This window comes from Pseudomonas sp. IzPS59 (genome assembly GCF_014863505.1).
Lineage (GTDB): Bacteria > Pseudomonadota > Gammaproteobacteria > Pseudomonadales > Pseudomonadaceae > Aquipseudomonas > Aquipseudomonas kribbensis.
This window is the reverse complement of record NZ_CP062251.1, coordinates 2872903-2887871: the sequence shown is the minus strand read 5'-3', so window position 1 is coordinate 2887871 and position 14969 is coordinate 2872903. Positions and strand designations below refer to the sequence as shown.

The window sequence follows — 14969 nt, the reverse complement described above, 5'->3', positions numbered from 1 at the left end:
CCAAAACACTGATACACAAATGAAAACGGCCTGGACAGGGCCAGGCCGTTAACAATTGTAAAAGCGCTTATTTCAGAACGGACAATGCCGCTTCATAGTTAGGCTCTTCTGCAATTTCCTTGACCAGTTCGCTGTGCAGGACGTTGTCGTTTTCGTCCAGAACAACCACCGCACGGGCAGTCAGGCCTTTCAGCGGGCCGTCAGCGATGGCCACGCCGTAGTTCTGAATGAATTCGGCGCCACGCAGGGTCGACAGGTTCTGTACGTTTTCCAGGCCTTCAGCGCCGCAGAAACGGGCCTGGGCGAATGGCAGGTCAGCCGAGATGCACAGCACTACGGTGTTGGCCAGTTCGTTGGCCTGAGCGTTGAACTTGCGCACGGAAGTGGCGCAGGTCGGGGTGTCGACGCTTGGGAAGATGTTCAGCACTTTGCGCTTGCCGGCGAAGTCTTTCAGGGTGACGTCGGACAGATTGCCGGCTACCAGGGAAAAGGCTGGCGCCTTGGAACCGGCTTGTGGCAGTTGGCCGTTGACTTGAACCGGGTTGCCTTTGAGAGTGACTTGAGCCATGAACGGAGTCCTTCTTAACGTTGTTGGGAAAGCATGCAAGAGGCGGAAGTTAACCACGAAATTGTCCGACGACCTATGCCTGAACTGAAATTGTCATGTGCCATCGTTCAAGATTGGATACAACCTTGAGCATTACTTCAGCAATTGCAGCATGTTGCGATGCCGGGCCTCGAAGATGCGGCGCATGTAACCGTTCACCAGCAGTCCTTCGCTGAACGCCCCGCCAATCGCCGAATACGTCACGCGGTCGGTGTACAGCGTACCGCCCTCGCCCGCTGCCACCCGATGTTCATGACGAAAGGCACGCAACGGCCCCTTGAGCATTTCATCGACAAAATGGGTGTCGCCGACTTCGCGGATCGTCACCGTCCAGTTCGACGGAATCAGGTTGAACATCCAGTGCCGGAAACGAAATTGCCGGCCGGCTTCGATGCGCAGGTTGTTCAGATCGATATCCCCCAGTGGCGTCACGCGTTCGGGAAAGATCTTCGGGAAATTGACGCCCTCCAGACAGAAATCGAGCACTTCTTTCGGGGTGCGATCAGGGATCAGCGTGGTAAGTTCCAGGGTGGGCATGGCGGACACATTCCGTATGAAGGCGATGCTTGTTAAAACGCGGTTCTGCATCTTTTCTTTAACGAGCTGTCGATTCAAGCCCTGGCCGTTCGACAAAGCAGTGAATCCCCCCATTTCCCACGGAGAAACACCATGCGCTTCATGATCATTGTCAAAGCCAGCCAGGATTCCGAAGCCGGCGTGATGCCCAGCGAACAGTTGCTGACCGACATGGGCAACTACAACGAAGAACTGTCCAGGGCCGGCATCCTGGTGTCCGCCGATGGCCTGCACCCGAGCAGCAAAGGCGCCCGGGTACGTTTCAGCGGCGAAAAACGCAGCGTGATCGACGGCCCGTTCGCCGAAACCAAGGAACTGATCGCCGGTTACTGGATCTGGGACGTGAAGTCGAAGGAAGAAGCCATCGAGTGGGTCAAGCGCTGCCCCAATCCAATGCCGGGCACCGAGGCCGAGATCGAGATTCGTCAGATATTCTGCCCGGAAGACTTTGGCGCCGAGTTCACCCCGGAACTGCGCGAACAGGAAGAGCGGATTCGCGAACAGGCCAAAAAGCACTGACAGCCCCGTTCTCGCAAACCGGCCTCCACGACTCACGCCGTGGAGGCCATCAGGCTCACCTTATTTTGACTTCATTTTCAGATAAGACTGGTGCATGTCCGACGCCCAACCATCGATCACGGCTTTCACGTCATCGGCCTTCATGACCTGAGAGTCGTTTTCCAGAGGTTTCCCGGTGCCCTTGCGCACGACCTGCGCCACCACCTTGTTGTTGCCGCCATCGAGGAACACCGCTTCGGTGGCCAGGGTGGTTTCCTGATCGCGACTGCCGCTGGCGGTCGTGACCGCTGCCGCCACCAGGGCAATCGGGATCACTTCATAGGCATGCAGGCCTTCGGTCTTGCTGCTGACGGCGGTGATGGCCGCGCGCACGACGATCACGCCCGGGCCGGGCCCGGCGGCCAACGGCAGGGATTTGCCCACTTCACGCTTGAGCGCCTGATCATAGTAAGCCGTGATGCCGTTGAGGGTCTGTTGCGGGATTTTTACCGTTGGCTGAGGCTTGGGATACAACTGGGTCGGTTCGATATAGACGCTGGTGAACTTGTTGATATCGAGTTTGGGATCGACCCAGCGCATCACCTCGGCACCGGACGGTGACTTGGCCTCCTTGAGTTGGCTGTAGTCCTTGAGGAAACCTGAATACTCATCCGGAGCGACGGTCTTGCTGGAGCAACCCACCACGCCAAGCGTGGCAATGCACAGGGTGCTCATCATTAGGGCTAGCTTCATGCTGTAACTCCTGTCAGAAGGCCTGATTTATTGCATCGGGGAGTTACAGGTATAGCTAAAACCACAGGCTTTGCGCTTGCCGGACGGGAAATGAACCCCGCCCCGGACTGAAGCACGATAGAACCCGATTCAGATCATATTCACCAGGTCGACGTCTCCCCGCTGCGCAGCGCCATCTCCCGCCGACTGTGAAGCCGCATCGCCTTGATCAGCGACACCGTGCCCACCAGCAGCAGCGCCGCGCCAAACAGGAAGTCGATGTTGTACAGCTGGAAATCCTGCACCGGCCCCACCAGCACCGTGCGCACCACTCCGATCCCCACCAGGGTAGCGAGGAAGTCGATCCCCGGCTCGTCGCGGTAGAACACCAGCAGCAATGGCAGGCACAGCACCAGCAACATCAACAGCACCACAACCTTGAACGCGCCTTTGCGCTCGACGCTGAACGCGCACTCGTGGTGGCCGTAGGCTTTGTAGTCCTCGTCGCGGACCTTCACGTTTTTCTCGTTGATGTAGTCGGCGCGGTTGTACTTCTGGATCGGCGTGAAGGTGTTGGACATTTCCATCAGCGTGGTGATGTTCTTGAAGCGCAGGTCGACGCGCTCGTTGCCCTTGACGTAATACAGCACCGGTTTGTAGCCGTAGCGATAGGTGTCGAAAGGGAACTCGGTGACGCGGCCCTGAACGCCAATCGGGCGCGATTCGAGCTGGGCAAAGGCGCTTTTGTCGGTCGAGGCGAGGTTGCGGCTCAAGGGCAGAACCTTCACCTGCTCAAGAAAGATCGGCGTGACGCCGTAGGACCACTGCAACGGTTCCAGGCGCAGACGCAGTTCGTTGCGGCCCAGATCATAGCGGTTGAAGGTGCGCTCGGAGACCACCACCGCACCGCTGAGCATGAACTCGCCGCGCAGGTTGTTGGTGATGCGCAAGGTCAGTTGATCCTTGCCCAGCAGCGCCGCATCCGAGGACGGCGGCGTGCCGCACCACGCGGTGCTTTCGCCGACTCCACCGAGCTGACCGCCACGGTTTTCGTTGAATACGTAGATGTAACCGGCCCACAGCGTCAGCATCAAAAGCAACGCGGTGAGGCCCAGAATCTTTTTGCCCGGACCCACTGATCAGACTCCCTTCTTCGTTCCGTCGTCCAGCCGAAAACCCGCTGGCGACGGGGACTCTACCAAAAGGCCAGCATCGACCCAAGGAAAAATCCCCGATTCATCAGGGTTCTAAGGGTTTCCCCTGCATCACCTGCGCCGAAACAATGGCCGCGGCTCGATCACCGAGCGCCCGTACAACACGCTCATCCCGGCCAGCCCCTTGAGCGCATCCTCGGCGGATTTGTCCTCGCGCACAGCGAAGCTGTCGAAACCGCACTGGCGCATGTGGCTGAGCTGGTCGCGCAGCACATCGCCAATGGCCCGTAATTCGCCTTTCCAGCCGAAGCGGCTGCGCAGCAGATAGGCCTGGCTGTAGGCGCGGCCATCGCGAAAGCTCGGAAAGTCGAGGGCGATCAACGGCAGCGAGGTCAGCCATGGCAGCAGGCTTTCGACGCTATCATCCGGGCCCAACCAGACTGCGTGGGTAGAGGGTGATTCGAGCCAGTGGGCCAGCGGCAGAATCAGCATCCCGGAACCGGGCGCTGTTTCAGGTGAACGGATCAACGTCCACGGATCGTCGAGCACAATCTGCGCCCCGCTCTCCTCCATCCGCAGCAGATTATTCATGCCGGCACCTCCAGCACTTTCGGGTAGACCCGTTCCTTGAACGGCTCCAGGCCGATGCGTGCCACGGTATCGACGAACAGTTCTTCAGCCTCGCGATAGCGCACGAAGGTGCCGATGATTCGCTCGATCACCTGCGGAACCTCGGCGGCGCTGAACGACGGGCCGATGACTTTGCCCAGCGCGCTGTTTTTGCCCTGCGCCCCGCCGAGGGTGATCTGGTACCACTCGCTGCCGTTTTTATCGACGCCGAGGATCCCGATGTTGCCGATGTGGTGATGGCCGCAGGCGTTCATGCAGCCGGAGATGTTCAGGCTGATGTCGCCCAGATCATGCAGGTAATCGAGGTTGTCGAAACGCGCCTGAATCGCCTGGGCAATCGGGATCGACTTGGCGTTGGCCAGCGCACAGAAATCACCGCCGGGGCAGGCAATGATGTCGGTCAGCAGGCCGACGTTGGCGGCGCCCAGGCCTTGCTCTTTCGCCAGTTGCCACAACGCATAAAGCTCGGATTTGGGCACGTCCGGCAGGACGATGTTCTGCTCATGGGCGATGCGGATTTCGCCGAAACCGAAACGCTCGGACCAGTCGGCCACCGCCAGCATCTGCAAACCGGTGACATCCCCCGGTGCCGCCGCAACGCCCGGTTTGGTCGATAACACCGCGCTGGTGTAGCCCGGCACCTTGTGCGGCTGCACGTTGCGCGCGACCCAGCGGGCGAACGCCGGGTTGTCGGCCAGGTGCGTGCCGAAATCCAGATCGGTGCCGGCCAGCGTGCGGTAGCTCGGCGGCACAAAGGCGTTGGCGACCCGCAGGTATTCATCCTCGGTCAGTTGCGCCGGCCCGTCCTTGATGTGCTGCCATTCCTCTTCGACTTCCTTGGCGAACGCTTCGATGCCCAGCGCCTTGACCAGAATCTTGATCCGCGCCTTGTACTTGTTGTCCCGCCGACCGTGGCGATTGTAGACCCGCAGCACCGCCTCAACGTAGGACAGCAAATGCTGCCACGGCAAGCCGTCGCGGATCTGCAGACCAAGGATCGGCGTGCGCCCCAGACCGCCGCCGACGATCACTCGCAGCAGCATTTGCCCGTCACGACCGGGGTAAAGGTAGAGGCCGATGTCGTGCATCATGATCGCCGCGCGATCCTGCTTCGCCGAGCAGATGGCGATCTTGAACTTGCGCGGCAGGAACAGGAATTCCGGGTTGATCGTCGACCATTGCCGCAGGATCTCCGCCAGCGGACGCGGGTCGATCAACTCGTCCGCCGCGACTCCGGCGAAGGCTTCGGTGGTGATGTTGCGCACGCAGTTGCCCGAGGTCTGGATCGCATGCATGTTGACCTGCGCCAGACGTTCGAGGATGTCCGGCACTTCACGCAGTTCGATCCAGTTGAACTGCATGTTCTGCCGCGTGGTGAAGTGGCCGTAGCCACGGTCATAGTCACTGGCGATGCTCGCCAGTGTGCGCATTTGTTCGGCGCTCAATGTGCCGTAGGGAATCGCCACCCGAAGCATGTAGGCGTGCTTTTGCATGTACAGGCCGTTCTGCAGGCGCAGCGGCAGAAACTCTTCTTCGCTCAACTCCCCGCCCATGAAGCGCTCGACCTGATCGCGAAACTGCGCAACGCGCTCGAACACCAGCGCCCGGTCGTAATCGTCGTATTGATACATCGGCTACCTCATCAGCACTCAGCACAACTCCTGTGGGAACGAGGCATCTAGAGATTGCGCCAGATCGCGCAATCTCTAGATGCCTCGTTCCCACAGATTCCTGAAGGCACTATGACGTTGCAGCGCAGCCCGTTACAGATTCACCTGAACGCATAAAAACCGTATCAGGGCGCGGCAGATGGCCGCAGGCAGCGCTTCGATCTGATCCGCATAAATGAACAATTCCTGAGCCTGTTTTGTTTCTGGCGGGGTTTCTACAGTGCAGCTCGTGCCAGACCGGGTGGCCTGGCAAGACTTTGACCGTGGAAGAATTGACCATGAGCACAGCAACAATCGGACAGGCTTATAACTACAAGGTCGTCCGCCAATTCGTCATCGCGACTGTTTTCTGGGGTGTCGTGGGCATGGCGATGGGGGTATGGATCGCCTCGCAACTGGTATGGCCGGACATGAATCTGGACTTGCCATGGACCACCTTCGGCCGCTTGCGACCGTTACACACCAGCCTGGTGATTTTCGGTTTCGCCGGCAGCGCGCAGTTCGCCGCCAGCTACTACGCGGTGCAGCGGACCTGCCAGGTGCGGCTGTACTCGGACAAACTCGCCGCGTTCACTTTCTGGGGCTGGCAATCGGTGATCGTGATCATGCTGGTCACCCTGCCGATGGGCTACACCACCACCAAGGAATATGCCGAGATCGAATTCTCCGGCGCGGTGTGGATGGCGGTGGTCTGGGTCGCGTACGCCATCGTGTTCTTCACCACGGTGGTGCAACGCAAGACCAAACATATCTACGTCGGCAACTGGTTCTTCGGCGCGTTCATCCTGGTGATCGCCATGCTGCACGTGGTCAATCACCTGTCGATCCCGGTGGACTGGTTCAAGTCCTACCCGGTGTATTCCGGCGCAACCGACGCCATGGTGCAGTGGTGGTACGGGCATAACGCAGTGGGGTTCTTTCTGACTACCGGCTTCCTCGGGATGATGTATTACTTCGTGCCCAAGCAGGTCAATCGGCCGGTGTATTCGTACCGGTTGTCGATCGTGCACTTCTGGGCGCTGATCACCCTGTACATCTGGGCCGGTCCGCACCACTTGCACTACACCGCACTGCCGGACTGGGCGCAGTCGCTGGGCATGGCGATGTCGCTGATCCTGCTGGCGCCGAGCTGGGGCGGGATGATCAACGGGATGATGACGCTGTCGGGTGCCTGGCATCAGTTGCGCACCGACCCGATTCTGCGCTTCCTCGTTCTGTCGCTGGCGTTCTACGGCATGTCGACCTTCGAAGGCCCGATGATGGCAATCAAGACCGTCAACGCCCTCTCCCACTACACCGACTGGACCATCGGCCACGTACATGCCGGCGCCCTCGGCTGGGTGGCGATGATCACCTTCGGCGCGACCTATCACATGGTGCCCAAAGTCTTCGGACGCGAACGGATGCACAGCACGCCGCTGATCAACCTGCACTTCTGGCTGGCAACCATCGGCACCGTGCTGTACATCGCTTCGATGTGGGTCAACGGGATTACCCAGGGCCTGATGTGGCGGGCGATCAACGAGGACGGCACGCTGACTTATTCGTTTGTCGAAGCGCTGCAGGCCAGTCATCCGGGGTTTGTCGTACGGTTTGCCGGCGGGGTGTTTTTCCTGACGGGCATGTTGCTGATGGCCTACAACGTATGGCGCACGGTGCGGGTCGCGGACGTTGCGATTGCCCATCGTGAAGCGCAGATCGCCTGATCAAGGGAGCCGATCATGTTCGAGTTTTTTTTGAATGTGTTGGGCGTGCTGTTTTTGTGGCTGTCGGTGGAGTATTGCTTGCGCCATGAAACGGCTGAAAGCCTGGATGATGCGAGCCTGACGCCGTTTGCGGATGATCCGGAGGTGGCGCGGCGGGTTGAGTTGGCTACCGGCAAGACTGTGAAAGCGGTGGCGCCGGAGGTGGCGAAGTCGGGGTGGGTCAATCTCGAAATGTAATTGCACCCGATGATCGATCCCACACTGGGTGTGGGATCGATTTGGCCCTAGGTGCGATCGCGCGGGATCAGGCTCTGCAGTTGCTGAGCCAGAAAATTCGCATCAAACACAAACGTATCCGGATCCTTTAACCCATTAGTCTTACGCCACTGCCAATCACCAGTGGGCAACCCCACCAACGAAACACTCCCGTACCGCGCCGCCGTCAACCCCATCACCGCCAGCGAAATCTGCCCGCCACTGCCCATCACATCCGGCACAAACTCCACCGGTTTGCCGGCAATCACGATGCTCAGCTTCTCAGTCTTGAAGGTTGACGTCTCAACCGGAATGCTCGGCCCGAACGCCACATACGCCTCGCGATTCACCTCCAGCAAACCCGGCGCCTGCACCGGCTCCAGCCATTGCTGGATCTGCCCGAACAACTCAGTGATCCGTGTGGCCCAGGTCGCTGACTGCGTCTCGAACAATTGCTTCTTGTGCGCTTCGCTGTCGGCATAGTGGCGAAGCATTTCGCCCAACTGCTGTACGTCGTCCATTGCGGTGTTCCTTCAAGGAGCGGTGCTGCGGACTTTGAGCATGGCAGATGCCGAAGACGACCGTGCAAGTCATTTGCCTGCACGCTCGCCACTTCGGCCATGGACTGACTAAAGGTCAGCGTTTGCGCAGACGCGCCATGCTCAGGGTGTCGACCCATTGCCCGTCACGCACGGCGTAATCACGGAACAGGCCTTCGGTTTCGAAGCCGAACTTGCGGTAGAGACCGATGGCCGCCTCGTTGTCGGCGTACACCGAAAGCTCGACCCGGTGCAGGCTCATCCAGTTGTCCGCCACGTCCAGCGCCGCCGCCAACAGCTTCGAACCGACGCCCTTGCCCTGCCACGCCACCGCAACGGCCATGCCGACGCTGCCGGCATGGCTGCGACGAATCCGCGCAAAAGCCTCCAGCCCGAGATGCCCAATCACCGCACCCTGATGCAGCGCCACCAGTTTCACCATCCGTTCGTTTTCGGGCATTAGCCGCTGGCGCCAGATCTCGGCAGACTGAAACGGCATCTGCAACACCTGCCGGGTCACGGCCGGGTCGTTGTAAAGCGCGGTGACGCCTTCAACGTGGGGTTCGCTGAAGCGTTCGAGGTGAATGGCGGGGTTGTGCTCAGGCATGAACGATCCCTCCTGGATCAGTGCGTGGCCGGTCACTGTAAACCGCTTCTTCACGGATTCGCCATGACTGTTTAAAACCGTTGACCGAAACTTCCGGCAAGCCACAACGCCTTGCGCCATTGCCTACGCATCCGCCAGAATCCGCCGGCTTGTGTGCCTTGGGGGCGGGCTCTATCGTTTTCGGATCGCTGATGAATCAGCGATCGGGTCTCGCAGCCCGCGATCTCTGGACGCACAACACCCTCCAGTTTTATGGCGGCTGTACGTGGGAGACCCTCGGGTCTGCCGGTTCTAGAGTCCCGGTCTGCGACCCGCGTATAGCTGCCACCCCTTCGTATCGCAGCGAATCGTGGCGGCTCCATGACTCTGGAGATTCAATCATGATCAAACCAACGCCAAACCCACCCGAAACCGACCCGACCTCGCCCTACGAAACCCTCGATTCCAAGAAATTCCACAAAGCCGCCGACCGCGCCCTCGATCACTACCTCAATCCGTTCCACCCCAGAAAACCGCTGCTCAAACCCAACGCCCGCTATCTCATCGCCCCCGGCATCCCCAATGAAGAACTGCTGGCCGATGCCTGCGAAACCCTGACCTCGGCCAAAACCATGGCCAGCGATTTCGCCGGGATGATCGATGCGCCGCAGCGGCATGTGCTGCTGGGCATCGGGCAACTGATCATGCTGGCGGAACTGGCGGTAAATCGGGTGCTGGATAATCTGGATGTGGCAGCAGAGCCCCGGCCCTGAATGCTGAAACTGAAACGGCCCCTTTACGGGGCCGTTTTGCGTCTGCAGGAAAACCGTTCGCCGATGACCATTCGTCATGAAACCCAACTCACCTGTCAGATCTGACAGGTGACGATGCTCTGCTTTCGCGGTGTCATGAACCTCACCCCGAAGATGGCTTCCCACCGTACGCCAGGAGAGCAACATGAGCATCAACGTCAATTCGACACAAATCAGCGCCTTGCTCCAGCTGTATCCGATGGCCATCCCGGGCGCTGAAGAAAACCTGCAACCGCCAGGGGCCTACCATCTCGGCATTTCCGAAAGCATTTATTCGCCATCAACCCAACTCTCCATGGTGATCGACCCGTTCATGTTGTTTTCCACTCCCTCTCAAGCAGGTGACTCCGTAAGGCTGTGGGTCAACAGCCAGGCGACATCTGTGATCAAGCCTATCAATCCGGGCGAAGAGAACGACCGCATTTTTTTGAAGTTGCCTTGGGGGGTGTTGAAGAATGGCCTCAATACCCTGTACTACGAAGTCACCCGGGTCGGCAGCGGTAATAAAGATAAATCCGATCCGATACTGAACGTGCTGTTCAATAACCCGGTCTCCGGTATCACGGTCAGCCATCCGCCCAGCATTGGCCCGGGGCAGCCGGCCACGTTCACTTTAACGCGCAGCTATCCGCGCGAATATGACGAGGGGACGCTGACCATGGGGACGTGGAGCAAAACCATTTCCTATGTCCATCCTGCCAACCCGATCAGCTATACCCTGACCACCACTGACCTTCAGCAGATCGGTGATGGCACTCATCCGGTGAGTGCCAGGGTGATCGATCAACTGACCAACAGCAATGTGTCGGCGACGAGTTCTATCGTCATCACTGCCAACCGGCCGCTTATCGTTCCGAAGCTAAATTTCGTCCTTGATGAGAACGGCAACGATGTTCCGCAAGGAGGCACTACAAACAGCACCTCGCTGACACTCCAAGGCGAGGCAAGTCCTGGGCGGCAGGTCGAAATCTATGATGGCAGCGGCCCAAGTGCAGTGCCGAAGGGCAAGGCAACGGCTGACCCGACGACACGAAAATGGGTACTGTCGATCACGGTACCGTCGGGCGCACGACGCCTGTATGCCAAATCGCTGTATCACCCGAACAATACCTATTCGAATGTGCGTAATCTGACGGTGACACCACGACTGACCATTGATAAATCCTTAATGCTTCTCGCTGGAAACAGGATCATCCAAAACTATGGGTGGCCCCAGAGGGAGATTGGAACATCAATTCGAACAGCTACAGGCGGGGTTCCTCCTTTTAACTATATATCAAGCAATTCAAGTATCGTTTCCGTCACTGAGAGCGGGAAGGTTACAGCGCACAAACCTGGCGTTGTCACAATTACAGTTACCGATAAAAACAAAGACTCAGCCTCCTATTCCATTGATTCACAAGTAATGACGTTTCGTCATCTGGTCAACAACTCACCACTTACTCCCTCCGAGGCTAGAGTATGGATCAGTGGTGTTGGTGGTATGGTGGCGTCGGAGTTTTACCGACTAAACTTGCATGGAATATTTGAGAAAAACTATACGAATATATTAACCATATTCGACAATGCCTCGGGCCTAAGCACTGGGCGCTATGTCTTCCACAACGACATGCAGGCTGGAGGGGTTTATATAGCTCATTTCAGCCTGCTTCCCAGCTTAGTTGTAGGCAGCACAAGCATCGGCTATGGCCGAAGTGACAAATACAAAGCGTTTGCCTTGGTGCGTGTATGAAAAAAGAAAAATGAGAAAACACCCATTAGCCGGTTTCAAGTCAAAATAAACAATGGGAACTAAACAATGGGGACGGATTTATTTAATCACAGGCATGAACGATCCCTCCTGGATCAGTGCGTGGCCAGTCACTGTAAACCGCTTCTTCACGGATTCGCCATGACTGTTTAAAACCGTTGACCGAAACTTCCGGCAAGCCACAACGCCTTGCGCCATTGCCTACGCATCCGCCAGAATCCGCCGGCTTGTGTGCCTTGGGGGCCGGCTCTATCGTTTCCGGGTCGCTGATGAATCAGCGATCGGGTTTAGCAGCCCGGTTAATTTTCAAGGCACGCTGGTTTCGCCATTTCTGTTTTATGGCGGCTTGCGTGGGGCACTTCGGTGCGCCGGGATCCTTGAGCCTGGTCTGCTAACCCGCGTACAGCCGCCACCTCATTCGTTTAGCAGCGATGGATGACGGCTCCATCTCTCAAGGAGCTTCACCATGATCAAACCAACGCCAAACCCACCCGAAACCGACCCGACCTCGCCCTACGAAACCCTCGATTCCAAGAAATTCCACGAAGCCGCCGACCGCGCCCTCGATCACTACCTCAATCCGTTCCACCCCAGAAAACCGCTGCTCAAACCCAACACCCGCTACCTCATCGCCCCCGGCATCCCCAATGAAGAACTGCTGGCCGACGCATGCGAAACCCTGACCTCGGCCAAAACCATGGCCAGCGACTTTGCCGGAATGATCGATGCGCCGCAGCGGCATGTGCTGCTGGGCATCGGGCAACTGATCATGCTGGCGGAACTGGCGGTAAATCGGGTGCTGGATAACCAGGATGTGGCGGCAGAGCCGCGGCCCTGAGTGCTGAAACCGAAACGGCCCCTTCGCGGGGCCGTTTTTGTTTCTGCAGGAAAACCGTTCGCCGATGACCATTCGTCATGAAACCCAACTCACCTGTCAGATCTGACAGGTGACGATGCTCTGCTTTCGCGGTGTCATGAACCTCACCCCGAAGATGGCTTCCCACCGTACGCCAGGAGAGCAACATGAGCATCAACGTCAATTCGACACAAATCAGCGCCTTGCTCCAGCTGTATCCGATGGCCATCCCGGGCGCTGAAGAAAACCTGCAACCGCCAGGGGCCTACCATCTCGGCATTTCCGAAAGCATTTATTCGCCATCAACCCAACTCTCCATGGTGATCGACCCGTTCATGTTGTTTTCCACTCCCTCTCAAGCAGGTGACTCCGTAAGGCTGTGGGTCAACAGCCAGGCGACATCTGTGATCAAGCCTATCAATCCGGGCGAAGAGAACGACCGCATTTTTTTGAAGTTGCCTTGGGGGGTGTTGAAGAATGGCCTCAATACCCTGTACTACGAAGTCACCCGGGTCGGCAGCGGTAATAAAGATAAATCCGATCCGATACTGAACGTGCTGTTCAATAACCCGGTCTCCGGTATCACGGTCAGCCATCCGCCCAGCATTGGCCCGGGGCAGCCGGCCACGTTCACTTTAACGCGCAGCTATCCGCGCGAATATGACGAGGGGACGCTGACCATGGGGACGTGGAGCAAAACCATTCCCTATGTCCATCCTGCCAACCCGATCAGCTATACCCTGACCACCACTGACCTTCAGCAGATCGGTGATGGCACTCATCCGGTGAGTGCCAGGGTGATCGATCAACTGACCAACAGCAATGTGTCGCCGACGACTTCCATCACCATTACCGCCAATCAGAAAGTGTATAACCCGCCGATCATCGTGCAGGGGGAACCGGGCAAGATTCTCGACGTTCCAGCACTGAACGGAAAAGACGCCACGATTCAAGGCCTGATATGGACGGCAATCGCGGTGGGGCAGCAGGTCTGGCTCAAACTGACCGGACAGAAACCCGACGGCTCGACCGTCACCTTGCAGATCTGGAATGGCGGTGCCAGTCAGGTCAATGCGACCTGGGTCAGCCAGGGCTTCTGGCCCAAACCTCTGCCGGCCAGTTTTCTGTCCCAACTGGCCGATGGCTCCAGTTTGCGGATGGAGTTCTGGGTATCGGAGGACAAGAGCAACAACTTTGCGACGGCGACGAAGTTTGCGGATCAGGTTTACACCGTCATTACTGCGGCGTCAGTCGTACTGGCGTTTCTCAATGCCCCTTACACCGCGCCGGCAGGTGGACAGGTAACGGGGATTGAATTGCTTGTCACTCAAGCGGGACAACCGGCTGCTGGACACACAGTGACCATCACGTTGCCACAGGGGACTACGTTTACCGATGGGACGAGTAGGAAGGATTTCACCACGGGGGCTGACGGGAAGGTCACGGTCAGTGGGGTAACGGCGGGATCTGTGCAAGGGGTGTTTTCAATGACGGCCTCCAGTGGCAGGGAAGAGGTTAGTGCGCGACTAGATATTACAGAGAAGGAAGAAGAAGGAATTATTCCAATAAACGACCATCTGGCAGATGTAAAGATCAGCCCAGACGGAAAAACTGTATATGTATTAGCTTTCTCTCATTTTTACGCCATCGAAACTTCAACGCTAAAAATAATCAGTAGTGTCGATCTAGGAGTTAGAACTCGCAGAATGGAAATGGGCATTAGTCATGATGGGGTGTATTTGTATTTTGTGGGCCTGGCCACTGGAGGTAAATCCGTAAACATTATCGAAGTATTTGATCCGATCACTGGGAAGGTAGTATCTAGCAGTAGCGCTTTCCCAAGTAATACCAGCCCCTCCCAAATGTTAATCAGCAGTGACACGAAATTTATTTACATCGGCACTTTCGAACACACCCCTCCTCCAAATACCGTCTATCACGGTAAAATCTGGAAATTCAATACCACAACAATGAGGATTGAGAAGTCCTTAGCGATTCCAAACGTGGCAAAAACAACAAACATTTCTAAAATATCGACAATCTCTAAGGACAATAGTCTTATCTACGCATTCAACAACCAATACCAACGTTCTGTCTCAGCTTGGGTGATAAGCACTGCTAATTTATCGATTATAAAAACCATATCGACTTCATACGGCATCCGCTCAGTGATACTTGACCCCGATGAAAAAAATATTTTCGTAGCCGGGGCCGGTTCAAACATAGATGTATACGACGCGAAGAGCTATTCAAAAAAACGGACCATAAATATCGCACCGCTAACTTTTGTAGTTCAGCTTCGCTTCGACCCTTCAGGCCGATATCTTTACATTCTTGGCATGAGAGAAATTTCCACACTTGAAATGTCGACTGAAAAAATCATATACCAAACAACTTTTCCATGGAAAACCCCCATCGGCTTCGTCATTACTTCCAACGGCAAGAGAGCCTTTGTAGCTTCCTATCTTGGTGCAGTGCAAGCTGTACGCTTATCATAAAAACGAAAGTTCGACGGATTTATTTAACGATTACAGAAAAAGGGAAAAGGAAAGGAGCAAAAGGGGACGGATTTATTAAATTAAGTCCGTCCTTTTTAAG

General features: G+C 56.9%; 15 protein-coding genes. 7 read left to right on the top strand and 8 right to left on the bottom strand.

The window, feature by feature from the left end; genetic code table 11:
* Positions 1-67: 67 nt before the first annotated feature.
* Both tpx and IF189_RS12940 read right to left on the bottom strand, forming a co-directional pair.
* Positions 68-568 (bottom strand): thiol peroxidase, encoded by a 501-nt coding sequence (gene tpx, locus IF189_RS12945; RefSeq protein WP_102621372.1) that lies wholly within the window; start codon positions 566-568, stop codon positions 68-70.
* A 132-nt stretch (positions 569-700) separates the two neighbouring features.
* The gene (locus tag IF189_RS12940) at positions 701-1144 is read right to left on the bottom strand and encodes a polyketide cyclase (RefSeq protein WP_134826684.1); all 444 of its coding nucleotides are present in this window, start codon (positions 1142-1144) and stop codon (positions 701-703) included.
* A gap of 132 nt (positions 1145-1276) precedes the next feature.
* Between IF189_RS12940 and IF189_RS12935 the strand changes: the two genes are divergently transcribed.
* Complete coding sequence (locus IF189_RS12935) at positions 1277-1702, top strand: YciI family protein (RefSeq protein ID WP_134826683.1); 426 nt, start codon at positions 1277-1279, stop codon at positions 1700-1702.
* Between the two features lie 60 nt (positions 1703-1762).
* On the opposite strand, the gene IF189_RS12930 is transcribed toward IF189_RS12935, so the two are convergent.
* The 4 genes from IF189_RS12930 to IF189_RS12915 form a co-directional block, all read right to left on the bottom strand.
* Positions 1763-2434 (bottom strand): DUF3313 domain-containing protein, encoded by a 672-nt coding sequence (locus tag IF189_RS12930; RefSeq protein ID WP_134826682.1) that lies wholly within the window; start codon positions 2432-2434, stop codon positions 1763-1765.
* 140 nt (positions 2435-2574) lie between these two features.
* A complete protein-coding gene (locus IF189_RS12925) occupies positions 2575-3549 on the bottom strand; it encodes a hypothetical protein (RefSeq protein WP_192553451.1) in 975 nt (324 codons plus the stop codon).
* A 129-nt stretch (positions 3550-3678) separates the two neighbouring features.
* A complete protein-coding gene (locus IF189_RS12920) occupies positions 3679-4158 on the bottom strand; it encodes a DUF934 domain-containing protein (RefSeq protein WP_134826681.1) in 480 nt (159 codons plus the stop codon).
* Positions 4155-5828, bottom strand: a complete 1674-nt coding sequence (locus IF189_RS12915; RefSeq protein WP_134826680.1) for a nitrite/sulfite reductase — start codon at positions 5826-5828, stop codon at positions 4155-4157. Before IF189_RS12915 ends, IF189_RS12920 begins: the two co-directional genes overlap by 4 nt.
* Before the next feature lie 317 nt (positions 5829-6145).
* Between IF189_RS12915 and ccoN the strand changes: the two genes are divergently transcribed.
* Both ccoN and IF189_RS12905 read left to right on the top strand, forming a co-directional pair.
* Positions 6146-7573 carry a cytochrome-c oxidase, cbb3-type subunit I gene (gene ccoN / locus IF189_RS12910; protein ID WP_134826679.1) on the top strand — a complete coding sequence of 476 codons (1428 nt, stop codon included), beginning with the start codon at positions 6146-6148 and terminating at the stop codon, positions 7571-7573.
* Between the two features lie 15 nt (positions 7574-7588).
* On the top strand, positions 7589-7810 hold the full coding sequence (locus IF189_RS12905) for a cbb3-type cytochrome c oxidase subunit 3 (RefSeq protein WP_134826678.1): 222 nt from the start codon (positions 7589-7591) through the stop codon (positions 7808-7810).
* Positions 7811-7857: 47 nt separating this feature from the next.
* On the opposite strand, the gene IF189_RS12900 is transcribed toward IF189_RS12905, so the two are convergent.
* Both IF189_RS12900 and IF189_RS12895 read right to left on the bottom strand, forming a co-directional pair.
* Positions 7858-8349: a hypothetical protein gene (locus tag IF189_RS12900; RefSeq protein WP_134826677.1), complete on the bottom strand. Its 492-nt coding sequence runs from the start codon at positions 8347-8349 to the stop codon at positions 7858-7860.
* A 115-nt stretch (positions 8350-8464) separates the two neighbouring features.
* Complete coding sequence (locus IF189_RS12895; protein ID WP_134826676.1) at positions 8465-8974, bottom strand: GNAT family N-acetyltransferase; 510 nt, start codon at positions 8972-8974, stop codon at positions 8465-8467.
* A gap of 380 nt (positions 8975-9354) precedes the next feature.
* Between IF189_RS12895 and IF189_RS12890 the strand changes: the two genes are divergently transcribed.
* The 4 genes from IF189_RS12890 (at position 9355) to IF189_RS12875 (ending at position 14869) form a co-directional block, all read left to right on the top strand.
* Positions 9355-9726 carry a DUF6124 family protein gene (locus IF189_RS12890; RefSeq protein ID WP_192553450.1) on the top strand — a complete coding sequence of 124 codons (372 nt, stop codon included), beginning with the start codon at positions 9355-9357 and terminating at the stop codon, positions 9724-9726.
* Positions 9727-9910: 184 nt separating this feature from the next.
* The gene (locus IF189_RS12885; protein WP_192553449.1) at positions 9911-11497 is read left to right on the top strand and encodes an Ig-like domain-containing protein; all 1587 of its coding nucleotides are present in this window, start codon (positions 9911-9913) and stop codon (positions 11495-11497) included.
* A 484-nt stretch (positions 11498-11981) separates the two neighbouring features.
* On the top strand, positions 11982-12353 hold the full coding sequence (locus tag IF189_RS12880; protein ID WP_192553448.1) for a DUF6124 family protein: 372 nt from the start codon (positions 11982-11984) through the stop codon (positions 12351-12353).
* A gap of 185 nt (positions 12354-12538) precedes the next feature.
* Positions 12539-14869, top strand: a complete 2331-nt coding sequence (locus IF189_RS12875; protein ID WP_192553447.1) for a YncE family protein — start codon at positions 12539-12541, stop codon at positions 14867-14869.
* Positions 14870-14969 lie beyond the last annotated feature (100 nt).